Below are 13,179 nucleotides of genomic sequence, written 5' to 3' on the forward strand. Positions count from 1 at the left end.
AGTGCTAGGAACCAATGGACATGCCCCCTATAATGCGCGGTTCTTTACCACCAGTTGACGATTCCCATGGCCAAGAAGCTTTACATCGAAACCCACGGTTGCCAGATGAACGAGTACGACAGCTCGCGCATGGTCGATCTGCTGGGTGAGCATCAGGCCCTGGAAGTCACGGCTCGCGCCGAAGATGCCGACGTGATCCTGCTCAATACCTGCTCGATCCGCGAACGGGCCCAAGACCGGGTCTACTCGCAACTGGGCCGCTGGCGCGAATTGAAACTGGCCAACCCGGACATGGTGATCGCCGTCGGCGGTTGCGTGGCCAGCCAGGAAGGTGCGGCCATTCGTGACCGCGCGCCCTATGTCGATGTGGTCTTCGGCCCGCAGACCCTGCACCGCCTGCCGGAAATGATCCATGCCGCACGCGCCACCAAGCTGCCGCAAGTGGACGTGTCGTTCCCCGAAATCGAAAAATTCGACCATCTGCCCGAGCCGCGCATCGACGGGCCAAGCGCCTATGTGTCGGTGATGGAAGGCTGCAGCAAGTACTGCACCTTCTGTGTAGTGCCCTACACCCGTGGCGAAGAAGTCAGCCGGCCGTTTGACGACGTGCTGGCGGAAATCATCCACCTGGCCGAAAACGGCGTGCGCGAAGTGACCCTGCTGGGCCAGAACGTCAACGGCTACCGCGGCCAGACCCACGACGGACGCCTGGCCGACCTGGCGGAGCTGATTCGCGTAGTCGCCGCCGTCGATGGCATCGAGCGCATCCGCTACACCACCTCGCACCCGCTGGAGTTCTCCGACAGCCTGATCCAGGCCCACGCCGACGTGCCGGAGCTGGTCAAACACCTGCATTTGCCGGTGCAATCGGGCTCAGACCGCATCCTCTCGGCGATGAAGCGCAATCACACGGCCCTGGAGTACAAGTCCAAGCTGCGCAAACTGCGCGCCGCCGTGCCGGGCATCTGCATCAGTTCGGACTTTATCGTCGGTTTCCCTGGCGAGACCGAGAAAGACTTCCAGCAGACCATGAAGCTGATCGAGGACGTGGGTTTCGACTTCTCTTACTCGTTCGTCTACAGCCAACGACCCGGCACCCCAGCGGCCGACCTGCTGGACGAAACCCCGGAAGCGTTGAAAAAGGAGCGCTTGAATGCGCTGCAACATCGCCTGAATCAGCAGGGTTTCGAGATCAGCCGACAAATGGTCGGTTCGATCCAGCGCATCCTGGTAACCGATTACTCGAAGAAAGACCCCGGCGAATTGCAGGGCCGCACCGAGAACAATCGCATCGTCAACTTCCGCTGCGACAACCCGACCCTGATCGGCCAATTTGCCGATGTGCACATCGATGCGGCGCAACCGCACTCGTTGCGTGGCTCGTTGATCCAGTAATTCCCCGGTCAACACATATCCAATGTGGGAGGGGGCTTGCTCCCTCCCACACTGAGACCGTGCAACATTCCGATGACGTAAGTGCTTTCGCACACCGGCGCGTGGCGTTATTCTCTCTTTCACCTCAACAGCCAAAGGGCGGCTAAAAGCGACCTTGAACGCACCTACAGTAGAACCCCATCGTTTTCTCCTCGAGCCGTTTGAGGCTCGCCGTTTCGCCAACCTGTGCGGACAGTTCGACGAGCACCTGCGGCTGATCGAACAACGCCTGAGCATCGAGATCCGCAACCGCGGCAATCAATTCGAGCTCATTGGTGAACCTCAACACACCACGTCTGCGGAAAACCTGCTGCGCCGTCTCTACCGCGAAACCAAGGGCAGTGAGCTGTCGCCGGAAACGGTGCACCTGTACCTGCAGGAATCCGCCGTGGACGACCTGGCCAACAATCCGGTGGCCGAAGCCAGCGTGGCCCTGCGTACCAAAAAAGGCATGATTCGCCCACGCGGCTTGAATCAGCAGAAGTACGTCAAGGAAATCCTCGGTAACGATATCAACTTCGGTATCGGCCCGGCCGGTACCGGCAAGACTTACCTGGCCGTGGCCTGTGCGGTGGATGCCCTGGAGCGCGAACAGGTTCGCCGCATCCTGCTGGTGCGCCCGGCCGTCGAGGCGGGCGAAAAGCTCGGCTTCCTGCCCGGCGACCTGGCCCAGAAGATCGACCCGTACCTGCGCCCGCTCTACGACGCGCTCTACGAAATGCTTGGCTTTGAATACGTGGCCAAGCTGATCGAGCGCCAGGTGATCGAAATCGCGCCGCTGGCCTACATGCGCGGTCGCACCTTGAACAACAGCTTCATCATTCTCGACGAGAGCCAGAACACCACGGTCGAGCAGATGAAGATGTTCCTCACCCGTATCGGTTTCGGCTCCACGGCCGTGATCACCGGCGACATCACCCAGGTCGACCTGCCCAAGGGCACCAAGTCGGGCCTGGGCCAGGTGATCGAAGTGCTCAAGGACGTGCCAGGTATCAGCTTTACGCATTTCATGCCCAAGGACGTGGTGCGCCACCCGCTGGTGCAGCGCATTGTCGAGGCCTATGAGCGCTTCGAACACCGCGACGACGGCCTGTCCAAGGACGTGCGCCGCGATGCTTGAGCTTGACCTGCAACTGGCCACCGAAGCGGCCGCGCCCAGCGAAGCACAGTTCCGTCAGTGGTGTGAGCTGGCCCTGCGCCAGCGCACCGCCGATTCGGAGCTGACCATTCGTCTGGTGGACGAGCCCGAAGGCCGTGAGCTGAATCACACCTGGCGCCAGAAAGACTACGCGACCAACGTGCTGTCTTTTCCCGCCGATGTGCCGGACGAGTTTCTGGATATCCCGTTGCTGGGCGACCTGGTGATTTGTGTCGCGGTGGTCGAGCGCGAAGCGCGGGAGCAAGAAAAGGAACTTGAGGCCCACTGGGCCCATCTAGTCATCCACGGCTGCCTGCATCTCTTGGGTTACGACCATATAGACGATGACGAAGCCCTGGAAATGGAAGCACTGGAACGAACGTTGCTTGCAGAACTGGGCTATCGCGACCCGTATGCCGACGACGAAAACCAATCGACACTCAACTGAAACAATCAAGGATTTAGAGTAATCGCTATGAGCGAAGACCGATCGAGCAACGGGCAAAAGTCATGGCTGGGTAAACTGACCCAGGCTTTTGCCCACGAGCCGAAAAACCGCCAGGAGCTGCTGGAGCTGCTGCGCGAGGCCCATCAGAACAAGTTGCTGGACAGCGAAGCGCTGGCCATCGTCGAAGGCGCCATCCAGGTGGCTGACCTGCAAGTACGCGACATCATGGTGCCGCGCTCGCAGATGATCAGCATCAGGGCGACCCAGACCCCGCGCGAATTCCTCCCGGCCGTGATCGACTCGGCGCACTCGCGCTACCCGGTTATCGGTGAAAGCCATGACGACGTCATGGGCGTCCTGTTGGCCAAGGACCTGTTGCCGCTGATCCTCAAGGAGAATGGCGACAACTTCAACATCAAGGACCTGCTGCGCCCGGCCACCTTCGTGCCTGAGTCCAAGCGCCTGAATGTGCTGCTGCGCGAATTTCGCGCCAACCACAATCACATGGCCATCGTGATCGACGAATACGGTGGCGTGGCGGGCCTTGTGACCATCGAGGACGTGCTGGAGCAGATCGTCGGCGACATCGAAGACGAGCACGACGTTGAAGAAGACAGCTACATCAAGCCACTGCCCAGCGGTGACTTCCTGATCAAGGCATTGACGCCCATCGAGAACTTCAACGAGTTCTTCGACAGCGAATTCTCCGACGATGAGTTCGACACCGTCGGCGGCCTGGTGATGAGTGCGTTCGGGCACCTGCCCAAGCGTAACGAAACCACCGAGATCGGCGCCTATCGCTTCCGCATCCTGAATGCCGACAGCCGCCGGATCCACTTGATCCGTTTGACTCCTATTGCCCGTTAAGGACTGAAATGCGCCGTCTGATCGCACCCGGCTGGCCCGGTAATCTGCTGGCCGTGGTGGCCGGCGCCATCACCACCCTGGCGCTGGCGCCGTTTGATATCTGGCCGCTGGCGCTGGTGGCGGTCGGTGTGTTCTATATCGGCCTGCGCGAGCTGACACCCCGCCACGCCCTGGGGCGCGGCTGGTGTTTCGGTTTCGGCCTGTTTGGCGCCGGCACCAGTTGGATCTACTACAGCATCCACCACTTCGGCGGCGCTTCGGTGCTGCTGGCGGGTTTCCTGATGCTGCTGTTCACCGCCGCCATCGCCTGGTTCTTCGCCCTGCCCGCCTGGCTGTGGGCGCGCTGGCTGCGCCGCAATGAAGCGCCCCTGGCCGATGCGCTGACCTTCGCGGCGTTGTGGGTCGGCCAGGAAGCCTTTCGTGGCTGGTTCCTCACCGGTTTTCCGTGGTTGTACTCCGGCTACAGTCAACTCGACGGCCCGCTGACCGGCCTTGCGCCCTTGGGCGGGATGTGGCTGATTTCGTTCGCCCTGGCGCTGACGGCAGCCCTTTTGTGCAACCTGCCGCGCCTGTTGGCGAGCAAGCGCAACAGCTTCATCGCCGCCGGCCTGGTGCTGCTCGTTGCGCCATGGGCCATTGGCCTGGCGCTCAAGCACCATGCCTGGACCTCGCCCTCCGGCCCGCCTTTGAGCGTGGCCGCCATCCAGGGCAACGTCGAACAAAGCATGAAGTGGGACCCCGAGCAGCTCAATGCGCAGCTGGCGCTGTACCGCGACATGAGTTTGAGCTCCAGGCGCGTTGACCTGCTGGTATGGCCGGAAACCGCCGTTCCGGTGCTCAAGGAGTCGGTCGAAGGCTACCTGGGCATGATGGGCAAGTTCGCCGCCGAGCGTAATACCGCGCTGATCACCGGGGTACCGATTCGCCAGGAAGTACGCCATGAGAAGCGCTACTTCAATGGCATCACCGTGGTCGGCGAAGGTGATGGCACCTACCTCAAGCAAAAGCTGGTGCCCTTTGGTGAATACGTGCCGTTGCAGGACATGTTGCGCGGGTTGATCGCCTTCTTCGACCTGCCCATGTCGGACTTCGCCCGCGGCCCTTCCGACCAGGCGATGCTTCAGGCCAAGGGTTATCAGATTGCGCCGTTCATCTGCTATGAAGTGGTGTACCCGGAGTTTGCCGCCGGCCTGTCGGCCCAGAGCGACCTGCTGCTGACCATCAGCAATGACACCTGGTTCGGCCGCTCCATCGGCCCGCTGCAGCACCTGCAGATGGCGCAGATGCGCGCGCTGGAAGCCGGCCGCTGGATGATCCGCGCCACCAACAACGGCGTGACCGGCCTGATCAACCCGTTTGGGCAGATCACCGCACAGATCCCGCAATTCGAGCGCGGCATTCTTTACGGTGAAGTGGTGCCAATGCACAACCTCACGCCGTACCTGCAATGGCGGTCGTGGCCGTTGATCATTGTGTGCGTGCTGTTGTTCGGCTGGGCGCTGCTGGCGGGTCGAATGGCCAAAACCGTCTGACAGCCGACACATAACCAATGTGGGAGGGGGCTTGCTCCCGATAGCAGTGTGTCAGTCAGTACATTTGATACTGATACACCGCAATCGGGAGCAAGCCCCCTCCCACACTGGGCCTGCGGTGCTACTTGTAGAACAACCGATACCCCACCTGCCCCACCGCCTCATTGATCAACTGCCCGCTCTGCCATACCGCCTTGACCTCCGGCATCCAGCCGCCCAGTGGACGCGCGTTATCCACGCCCAGGAACCCTACTGGCGCGGGTACCACGGTAAAGCCGGCCTTTTCAAAACTCCACACCGAACGCGGCATGTGCCAGGCCTGGGTCACTACCACCACCCGCTTGATGCCTTGAGGCAACAGGATCTCGGCGCTCATCTGGGCGTTTTCCCAGGTGGTGCGGCTACGCTCTTCTTTCCAACGCACCGTCACGCCGAAGTCATCCTGCATTGACACCGCCATCAACTGCGCCTCGCTGGGCGGCGTGCCGTAATGCAGGCCACCGGTGGTCAGCAGCGGCAACCCGGACGCCTTGGCCAGCCGCGCCGCATAACGCTCACGCTCCAGGCCGATGCCGGTGGGTTGGTCAGTGCCCCAGGCAATGTCGCCGCGCTCGCGCCCGGAACCCAGCACCACAATCGCATCGGCACGCTGGGCCAGGCTTGCCCAGTCTTCCCGGGCCAAAGGCGGCGCTGTCTCCAACGCGTGCGCGCCCCACTGCACCATTACCGGCAGGCTGATCAGCCACATCCCGCCCAATCCCAAGGCAAAGCAACACCCCGCCAGGCGCGGTCGACTGCGGCGAAACCACCAGGCAAGCGCCAGCAACAGCAAGAAAATACCGGGCGGCAGCAACAATTGTTTGATGAAATAACGAAAAGGCATCGGGCATCTCCAAAGATGCCCGAAGCCTAGATGCAACGGGGTTCGGCAACAATCCTTACCAGCACATTTTGCAAAATGACGGATAACGCGGGTTACTTACACCGTACGGATCGGAAACGTTCCGGGCCGCAGCCGGCCGGCAGGTCCTTCAGCCAAATCACCTTGGCCGAATGGGAAGGCGCCTGGACTGGCGGGGAGGCCTGCCCATCAGAGGCGCGTTGGTGGTGCAACGCCAGATAGTTCTCGATCAGGTCAAGCTCTGCCTGGCTCAGGCCTTGCAACTCCAGCTCCAGAGGCCGTTCACCACGCAATCGGCCTGCGGTTCTTGCGGCATCCAATGCCCGACCCAAACGGTCGATCAATCCTTCATATAATTGCGGTTTCGTTAAAGTTCGCTGCGATTCAGCCATCCCCTCACCTCATTGAAGAAATACATGCTCCCCAATAAACAGCGTAGCCCCCGTGGCTGCGCCTGCCCGATGCCGCGACAGACGGCCCTGCCTGCGCAATCAGGGTTTCCCTCGATAGAGTGGGGTCATGTATGCTACGGCGCTTCCTGTAACTCCACTTCCCGCAGGGTTTGGGCATGGACGCGCCGCTTTCTGGTGTCGAACAACCCGGACACTGTACCGAAGAGGAATAGGCCACCCTTATTCAGTTCAAAAGTAGCCATGCACGAACAATATCAGCCCCGTGAAATAGAAAATGCCGCACAAACCTTCTGGGACGAGCAAAAGTCCTTTGAAGTCAGCGAACAGCCAGGCAAGGAGACGTTCTATTGCCTATCGATGTTCCCTTACCCCAGCGGCAAGCTACACATGGGGCACGTGCGTAACTACACCATCGGCGACGTGATTTCCCGCTACCAGCGCATGCTCGGCAAGAACGTCCTGCAACCCATGGGTTGGGACGCTTTCGGCATGCCGGCGGAAAACGCCGCGATGAAAAACAACGTAGCCCCCGCCAAGTGGACCTACGAAAACATCGCCTACATGAAGACCCAGCTGCGCAGCCTGGGCCTGGCCGTGGACTGGTCCCGCGAAGTGACCACCTGCAAGCCGGACTACTATCGCTGGGAACAATGGCTGTTCACGCGCCTGTTCGAAAAAGGCGTGATCTACAAAAAGAGCGGCACCGTGAACTGGGACCCGGTCGACCAGACCGTGCTGGCCAACGAACAGGTGATCGACGGCCGCGGCTGGCGCTCCGGCGCGCTGATCGAAAAGCGCGAAATCCCGATGTACTACTTCAAGATCACCGCCTATGCGGATGAACTCCTGTCGAGCCTCGACGACTTGCCGGGCTGGCCCGAGCAGGTCAAGACCATGCAGCGCAACTGGATCGGCAAATCCAAGGGCATGGAAGTGCAGTTCCCGTACAACGTCGACTCGATCGGCGAAGCCGGCGCACTCAAGGTGTTCACCACCCGCCCCGACACCCTGATGGGCGCAACTTACGTCGCCGTGGCCGCTGAACACCCGCTGGCCACCCAGGCCGCACAGAACACCCCTGAGCTGCAGGCGTTCATCGCCGAATGCAAAGGTGGCAGCGTGGCTGAAGCCGATGTCGCGACCCAGGAGAAGAAAGGCCTGCCGACCGGGCTGTTCGTCGAGCACCCATTGACTGGCGAGAAGCTGCCGGTCTGGGTCGCCAACTACGTGCTGATGCACTACGGCGACGGCGCGGTCATGGCGGTGCCGGCTCACGACGAGCGCGATTTCGAATTCGCTACCAAATACAACCTGCCGATCAAGTCCGTGGTGCGCACCAGCGCGGGCGAGACCAACCCGGCCCCGTGGCAAGACGCCTACGGCGAGCACGGTACCCTGATCAACTCCGGCGAATTTGACGGCCTGGACTTCCAAGGCGCGTTCGATGCGATCGAAGTCGCGCTGATCAAGAAAAACCTCGGCGCCTCGCGCACCCAGTTCCGCCTGCGCGACTGGGGCATCAGCCGCCAGCGCTACTGGGGCTGCCCGATCCCGATCATCCACTGCGAAAGCTGCGGTGACGTGCCGGTCCCGGAAGACCAGTTGCCGGTCGTCCTGCCCGAAGACGTCGTCCCGGACGGCGCCGGTTCGCCTCTGGCACGCATGCCGCAGTTCTACGAATGCAGCTGCCCAAAATGCGGCGCGCCGGCCAAGCGTGAAACCGACACCATGGACACCTTCGTCGAGTCCTCGTGGTATTACGCCCGTTACGCTTCGCCGCACTATGAAGGTGGCCTGGTCGAGAAATCCGCAGCCGACCATTGGTTGCCGGTGGACCAGTACATCGGTGGCATCGAACACGCCATCCTGCACCTGCTCTACGCGCGCTTCTTCCACAAGCTGATGCGTGACGAAGGCCTGGTCAGCTCCGACGAGCCGTTCAAGAACCTGCTGACCCAGGGCATGGTAATCGCCGAGACCTACTATCGCCGCGAAGCCAATGGCGCCTACACCTGGTTCAACCCGGCGGACGTCGAGCTCGAGCGTGACAACAAAGCCAAGGTCATCAGCGCCAAGCTCAAGTCCGACGGCCTGCCGGTGGAAATCGGCGGCACCGAGAAGATGGCCAAGTCGAAGAACAACGGCGTCGACCCACAATCGATGATCGATCAGTTCGGCGCCGACACCTGCCGCCTGTTCATGATGTTCGCCTCGCCGCCCGACATGAGCGCCGAATGGTCCGATTCCGGCGTCGAAGGCTCGCACCGCTTCCTCAAGCGCGTCTGGCGCCTGGCCCATGCCCACGTCAGCCAGGGCTTGCCGGGCAAGCTGGACGTCGCCGCCCTGAACGATGAGCAGAAGGCCATTCGCCGCAGCACCCACCTGGCTATCCGCCAGGCCAGCCAGGACGTAGGGCAGAACCACAAGTTCAACACCGCCATCGCCCAGGTGATGACGCTGATGAACGTGCTGGAAAAAGCCCCGCAGGCCACGGCACAGGATCGCGCATTGATCCACGAGGGCCTGGAAACGGTTACCCTGCTGCTGGCGCCGATCACCCCACATATCAGCCACGAGTTGTGGAACCGCCTGGGCCACAGCGGTGCCGTCATCGACGCCCGCTGGCCGGTGCAGGATGACAGCGCGCTGGTACAGGACACGCTGCAACTGGTGATTCAGGTCAACGGCAAACTGCGCGGCCAGATCGACATGCCGGCCAGCGCCAGTCGTGAAGAAGTCGAAGCGGCTGCACGCTGCAACGAGAACGTGCTGCGCTTTACCGAAGGCCTGACGATCCGCAAAGTGATCGTAGTGCCCGGAAAACTGGTCAATATCGTCGCCAGCTAAATCGGATCGGGCGCAGGGCTTGAGCCCTGCGCCGAACTAAACCTTCAGGGCCTCGATACGGCCCGCCTGGTTTCAAGGGGAGCAACAAACATGATCAAACGCAATCTGCTGGTAATGGGCCTGGCCGTTCTGTTGAGCGCGTGCGGCTTCCAGCTGCGCGGCACCGGCACCAACGAATTGTCGCTCAAGGAACTCGACGTCAGCGCACGCAATGCCTACGGCGAGACCGTGATTCAGCTGCGCCAGGCCCTGGAAAACAGCGGTGTGCGCGTCTATACCGGCGCCACCTACAAACTGGACCTGGTCGATGAGCGCGAAACCCAGCGCAACATCAGCTACGCCAGTGCGGGCCGCGCGTCGGATGTCGAGTTGACCACCACCGTCAACTTCGAAGTACAGGGCCGCGATCACTTGCCGCTGATGGGTGACAAGGTCCAGGTGCAGAAAGTCGTGAGCCACGACGGCAACAACCTGGTGGGCTCAGACTCCGAGACCCTTCAGGTGCGCAAGGAAATGCGTCGTGAGCTGGTCCAGCGCATGATGACTCGCCTGCAACTGCTGACCCCGGAAAAACTCGCGGAGCTGCAGCAAATCGCCGACAACAAGGCCAAGGCTGACGCCGATGCCCTGAAAGCCGCGCAGGAGTATGAAGACAACACGCCGAAACAGTCGCCTGTTGAAGTCCCTGTCGAGTAAGCCAAACGGGGCGCTCATGGCGCCCCGTTCACCCTGCCTATGAAACTCGCCCCAGCCCAACTCGCCAAACACCTGCAAGGTGGCCTCGCGCCTGTCTATATTGTCAGCGGCGATGACCCGTTGCTGTGCCAGGAAGCGGCCGACGCCATTCGCACGGCGGCGCGCCAGCAAGGTTTCGATGAACGCCAGGTGTTCAGCGCCGATGCCAGTTTCGACTGGGGCACGCTGCTGCAGGCAGGCGCGAGCATGTCGCTGTTTGCCGAAAAACGCCTGCTGGAACTGCGCCTGCCCTCGGGCAAGCCGGGCGATAAGGGCGCGGCGGCGTTGATGGAATATTGCGCGCGCCCTGCTGAAGACACGGTGCTGCTGGTCAGCCTGCCCAAGCTCGACGGCAGTGCGCAGAAAACCAAATGGGGCAAGGCGCTGGTGGAAGGCCCGCAGACCCAGTTCATCCAGATCTGGCCGGTGGACAGCAGCCAGCTGCCGCAATGGATTCGCCAACGCCTGTCACAGTCCGGCCTGTCGGCCACGCAAGACGCCGTCGAGCTGATCGCCGCCAGGGTCGAGGGCAACCTGCTGGCCGCCGCCCAGGAGATCGAAAAGCTCAAGCTGATGGCGGAAGATGGGCAGATCACCGTCGAAACCGTGCAAGGCGCGGTGGCTGACAGTGCGCGGTTCGATGTCTTCGGGCTGGTGGACGCGATCCTCAACGGTGAACCGGCCCACGCCCTGCGCATGCTCGAAGGGCTGCGCGGCGAGGGTGTGGAACCGCCGGTGATTCTCTGGGCCCTGGCCCGGGAACTGCGGGTGCTGGCTAACATCGCTTTGCAATACAGCCAGGGCACACCCCTGGACAAATGCTTCAGCCAAGCCCGACCGCCGGTGTGGGACAAGCGCAAACCCCTGATGAGCAAGGCCCTGCAACGGCACTCGGCGCAACGCTGGGCGCAACTGTTGCTGGAAGCGCAGCGCATCGATGCACAGATCAAAGGCCAGGCGGCCGGCTCGCCGTGGATGAGCCTGAGCCGTTTGTCACTGTTGATGGCCGGCCAGCGCCTGGCGTTGCCTGCCGAGTAACCCATCTATCAGCAACACCGCGGAACAATGTGGGTGGGGGCTTGCCCCCGATAGCGATGTAACAGTCGATAAATCTGGTGACTGACACTCCGCCATCGGGAGCAAGCCCCCTCCCACATTTTGTTTGTGTTTACAATTCTCAGGCTTTACAGCGCCGCAATATAGGCAGATTATTTTCGCCGCTCCACCCACCCGAACGAGAGAAAGATCATGAGCAAAAAGCCATCCAAGCATGGCCCGAACAAGGCCAAATCCATCATCGCCCAGCCACTGTTCCGCAGCCGTCAGGAACGCGCCGGCAAGGGCAAAGGCAGCTACCGCCGCGAAGCCTTCCAGTCTAATAGCTGGGAGGCTTCTTACTTTCTGGCTGCCTGAAGGCAAGCGCCCCTCTGGCATGATAAGGTCTGCACTGGATTTGTAACCCCCTGGACCTGTGCATGCCCTCTAGTCTTTCCCGTCGTTGGCACCTTCGCCAATTGATCGCTGCCTCCAGCCTCATTCTGCTTGTCGCCTGCGCGGAAAAACCCACCGCCGCGGATGCTCAACCCCTGCCCACGCTCAAGACCGTACCGGCCGTCGCGCCTGCCGTCGTTGCGCCGTTGGCGGTAGACAACCTGAACATCCAACCGACCCAGACCTTCGCCGAATGGCAGGCCGGTTTCCGTGCGCAGGCCCTGCAAGCCGGAATCACGGCCGACGTCTTCGATAATGCCTTCGCCGGGGTCAGCCCGGACATGGCGGTGATTCGCGCCGACCGCAGCCAGCCGGAGTTTTCCCGCCCGGTGTGGGAATACCTCGACGGCGCGCTGTCGCCGCTGCGCGTGCGTAATGGCCAGGCGTTACTGGTCAAGTACGCCGATATCCTGCAGCGCATCGAAGAGCGGTATGGCGTCGATCGCCAGGCACTGGTCTCGGTGTGGGGCATGGAAAGCAACTTCGGCCAGTTCCAGGGCAATAACTCGGTGATCCGCTCCCTCGCGACCCTGGCTTATGAGGGCCGTCGCCCGGCGTTCGCACAGGCGCAACTGCTGGCGGCGCTGCAGATCATCCAGCACGGCGATATTGCGGCCGACCAGATGAAAGGTTCCTGGGCCGGCGCAATGGGCCAGACCCAATTCATCCCCACCACCTACAACACCCATGCCGTGGATTTCGACGGCGACGGCCGCCGCGATATCTGGAACAGCCCCGGTGACGCCCTCGCGTCCACTGCCCATTACCTGCAAAGCTCCGGCTGGCAAAAAGGCCAGCCGTGGGGCGTTGAGGTGCAGCCACTGCCAACGGGCTTCGACTACTCCCTGGCCGATGGTGGCATCCGCAAGACCGTCGCCGAATGGCTGCAACTGGGCATCCAGCTGCCGCCTGGCGCAAGCCTGCCAGCCAATGTCGACCAACTGTCCGCCGCCCTGCTGTTGCCGGCCGGCTACCGTGGCCCGGCGTTCCTGGTACTGGATAACTTCCGTGCGATCCTGAAATACAACAACTCGTCGTCCTATGCGCTGGCCGTTGGCCTGCTGTCGGAGCGATTTGGCGGCGGTGGCGTGATTCGCGGGAGCTGGCCGAAGGATGAGCTACCGCTGAGCCGCTCGCAACGCATCGACCTGCAGACGGCGCTCAGCGCCAAGGGCTACGACGCGGGCAATGCCGACGGGATCATTGGCGCCAACACACGCAAGGCGATTCGAGCGGCGCAGCAAGCGCTGGGCTGGCCGGCGGATGGGTATCCGACGGTGAAATTGTTGGAGTCACTGCAAGATCGCTAGATCTGCTTAAGGCAACTACCGCAATCGGGGGCAAGCCCCCTCCCACATTTGACTGCATTCCAA

General features: G+C 61.8%; 12 protein-coding genes. 10 read left to right on the forward strand and 2 right to left on the reverse strand.

What is annotated here, in order from left to right; translation table 11 throughout:
* Window positions 1-66: 66 nt before the first annotated feature.
* From miaB to lnt, 5 genes are all read left to right on the forward strand, one after another.
* Window positions 67-1,395, forward strand: coding sequence for a tRNA (N6-isopentenyl adenosine(37)-C2)-methylthiotransferase MiaB (gene miaB, locus C4J87_RS22435; protein ID WP_124368465.1), 1,329 nt, complete (start codon window positions 67-69; stop codon window positions 1,393-1,395).
* Window positions 1,396-1,549: 154 nt separating this feature from the next.
* Window positions 1,550-2,554: a PhoH family protein gene (locus C4J87_RS22440; RefSeq protein WP_124368466.1), complete on the forward strand. Its 1,005-nt coding sequence runs from the start codon at window positions 1,550-1,552 to the stop codon at window positions 2,552-2,554.
* Entirely contained in the window at window positions 2,547-3,020 is a 474-nt protein-coding gene (gene ybeY / locus C4J87_RS22445) for an rRNA maturation RNase YbeY (RefSeq protein WP_124368467.1), read from the forward strand. The genes C4J87_RS22440 and ybeY overlap by 8 nt, the downstream gene beginning before the upstream one ends.
* A gap of 27 nt (window positions 3,021-3,047) precedes the next feature.
* A complete protein-coding gene (locus C4J87_RS22450; protein ID WP_122483878.1) occupies window positions 3,048-3,887 on the forward strand; it encodes an HlyC/CorC family transporter in 840 nt (279 codons plus the stop codon).
* An 8-nt stretch (window positions 3,888-3,895) separates the two neighbouring features.
* Window positions 3,896-5,419 (forward strand): apolipoprotein N-acyltransferase, encoded by a 1,524-nt coding sequence (gene lnt, locus C4J87_RS22455; RefSeq protein WP_124368468.1) that lies wholly within the window; start codon window positions 3,896-3,898, stop codon window positions 5,417-5,419.
* A gap of 121 nt (window positions 5,420-5,540) precedes the next feature.
* Here the strand turns inward: lnt and C4J87_RS22460 are convergent, their stop codons facing one another.
* A complete protein-coding gene (locus C4J87_RS22460; protein ID WP_124368469.1) occupies window positions 5,541-6,302 on the reverse strand; it encodes a YdcF family protein in 762 nt (253 codons plus the stop codon).
* A gap of 92 nt (window positions 6,303-6,394) precedes the next feature.
* Window positions 6,395-6,712 (reverse strand): hypothetical protein, encoded by a 318-nt coding sequence (locus C4J87_RS22465; RefSeq protein ID WP_124368470.1) that lies wholly within the window; start codon window positions 6,710-6,712, stop codon window positions 6,395-6,397.
* Window positions 6,713-6,973: 261 nt separating this feature from the next.
* On the opposite strand from C4J87_RS22465, the gene leuS reads away from it, so the two are divergent.
* From leuS to C4J87_RS22490, 5 genes are all read left to right on the forward strand, one after another.
* A complete protein-coding gene (leuS, locus tag C4J87_RS22470; RefSeq protein WP_124368471.1) occupies window positions 6,974-9,580 on the forward strand; it encodes a leucine--tRNA ligase in 2,607 nt (868 codons plus the stop codon).
* Window positions 9,581-9,670: 90 nt separating this feature from the next.
* Window positions 9,671-10,276: an LPS assembly lipoprotein LptE gene (gene lptE, locus C4J87_RS22475; protein ID WP_124368472.1), complete on the forward strand. Its 606-nt coding sequence runs from the start codon at window positions 9,671-9,673 to the stop codon at window positions 10,274-10,276.
* Window positions 10,277-10,315: 39 nt separating this feature from the next.
* Window positions 10,316-11,353 (forward strand): DNA polymerase III subunit delta, encoded by a 1,038-nt coding sequence (holA, locus tag C4J87_RS22480; protein ID WP_124364548.1) that lies wholly within the window; start codon window positions 10,316-10,318, stop codon window positions 11,351-11,353.
* A 210-nt stretch (window positions 11,354-11,563) separates the two neighbouring features.
* Window positions 11,564-11,728: an alternative ribosome rescue factor ArfA gene (arfA, locus tag C4J87_RS22485; RefSeq protein WP_003176285.1), complete on the forward strand. Its 165-nt coding sequence runs from the start codon at window positions 11,564-11,566 to the stop codon at window positions 11,726-11,728.
* A 62-nt stretch (window positions 11,729-11,790) separates the two neighbouring features.
* Entirely contained in the window at window positions 11,791-13,116 is a 1,326-nt protein-coding gene (locus C4J87_RS22490; protein WP_124368473.1) for a lytic murein transglycosylase, read from the forward strand.
* Window positions 13,117-13,179: the final 63 nt, after the last annotated feature.

Origin of the sequence: Pseudomonas sp. R1-43-08, assembly GCF_003852255.1 — a bacterium.
Lineage (GTDB): Bacteria > Pseudomonadota > Gammaproteobacteria > Pseudomonadales > Pseudomonadaceae > Aquipseudomonas.

What these genes read in the sequence shown, in the direction of transcription:
- miaB (WP_124368465.1), top strand. Translation starts at nt 67, where the DNA reads ATGGCCAAGAAGCTTTACATCGAAACCCACGGTTGCCAGATGAACGAG.
- ybeY (WP_124368467.1), top strand. Translation starts at nt 2,547, where the DNA reads ATGCTTGAGCTTGACCTGCAACTGGCCACCGAAGCGGCCGCGCCCAGC.
- C4J87_RS22450 (WP_122483878.1), top strand. Translation starts at nt 3,048, where the DNA reads ATGAGCGAAGACCGATCGAGCAACGGGCAAAAGTCATGGCTGGGTAAA.
- lnt (WP_124368468.1), top strand. Translation starts at nt 3,896, where the DNA reads ATGCGCCGTCTGATCGCACCCGGCTGGCCCGGTAATCTGCTGGCCGTG.
- C4J87_RS22460 (WP_124368469.1), bottom strand. Translation starts at nt 6,302, where the DNA reads ATGCCTTTTCGTTATTTCATCAAACAATTGTTGCTGCCGCCCGGTATT.
- C4J87_RS22465 (WP_124368470.1), bottom strand. Translation starts at nt 6,712, where the DNA reads ATGGCTGAATCGCAGCGAACTTTAACGAAACCGCAATTATATGAAGGA.
- leuS (WP_124368471.1), top strand. Translation starts at nt 6,974, where the DNA reads ATGCACGAACAATATCAGCCCCGTGAAATAGAAAATGCCGCACAAACC.
- lptE (WP_124368472.1), top strand. Translation starts at nt 9,671, where the DNA reads ATGATCAAACGCAATCTGCTGGTAATGGGCCTGGCCGTTCTGTTGAGC.
- holA (WP_124364548.1), top strand. Translation starts at nt 10,316, where the DNA reads ATGAAACTCGCCCCAGCCCAACTCGCCAAACACCTGCAAGGTGGCCTC.
- arfA (WP_003176285.1), top strand. Translation starts at nt 11,564, where the DNA reads ATGAGCAAAAAGCCATCCAAGCATGGCCCGAACAAGGCCAAATCCATC.
- C4J87_RS22490 (WP_124368473.1), top strand. Translation starts at nt 11,791, where the DNA reads ATGCCCTCTAGTCTTTCCCGTCGTTGGCACCTTCGCCAATTGATCGCT.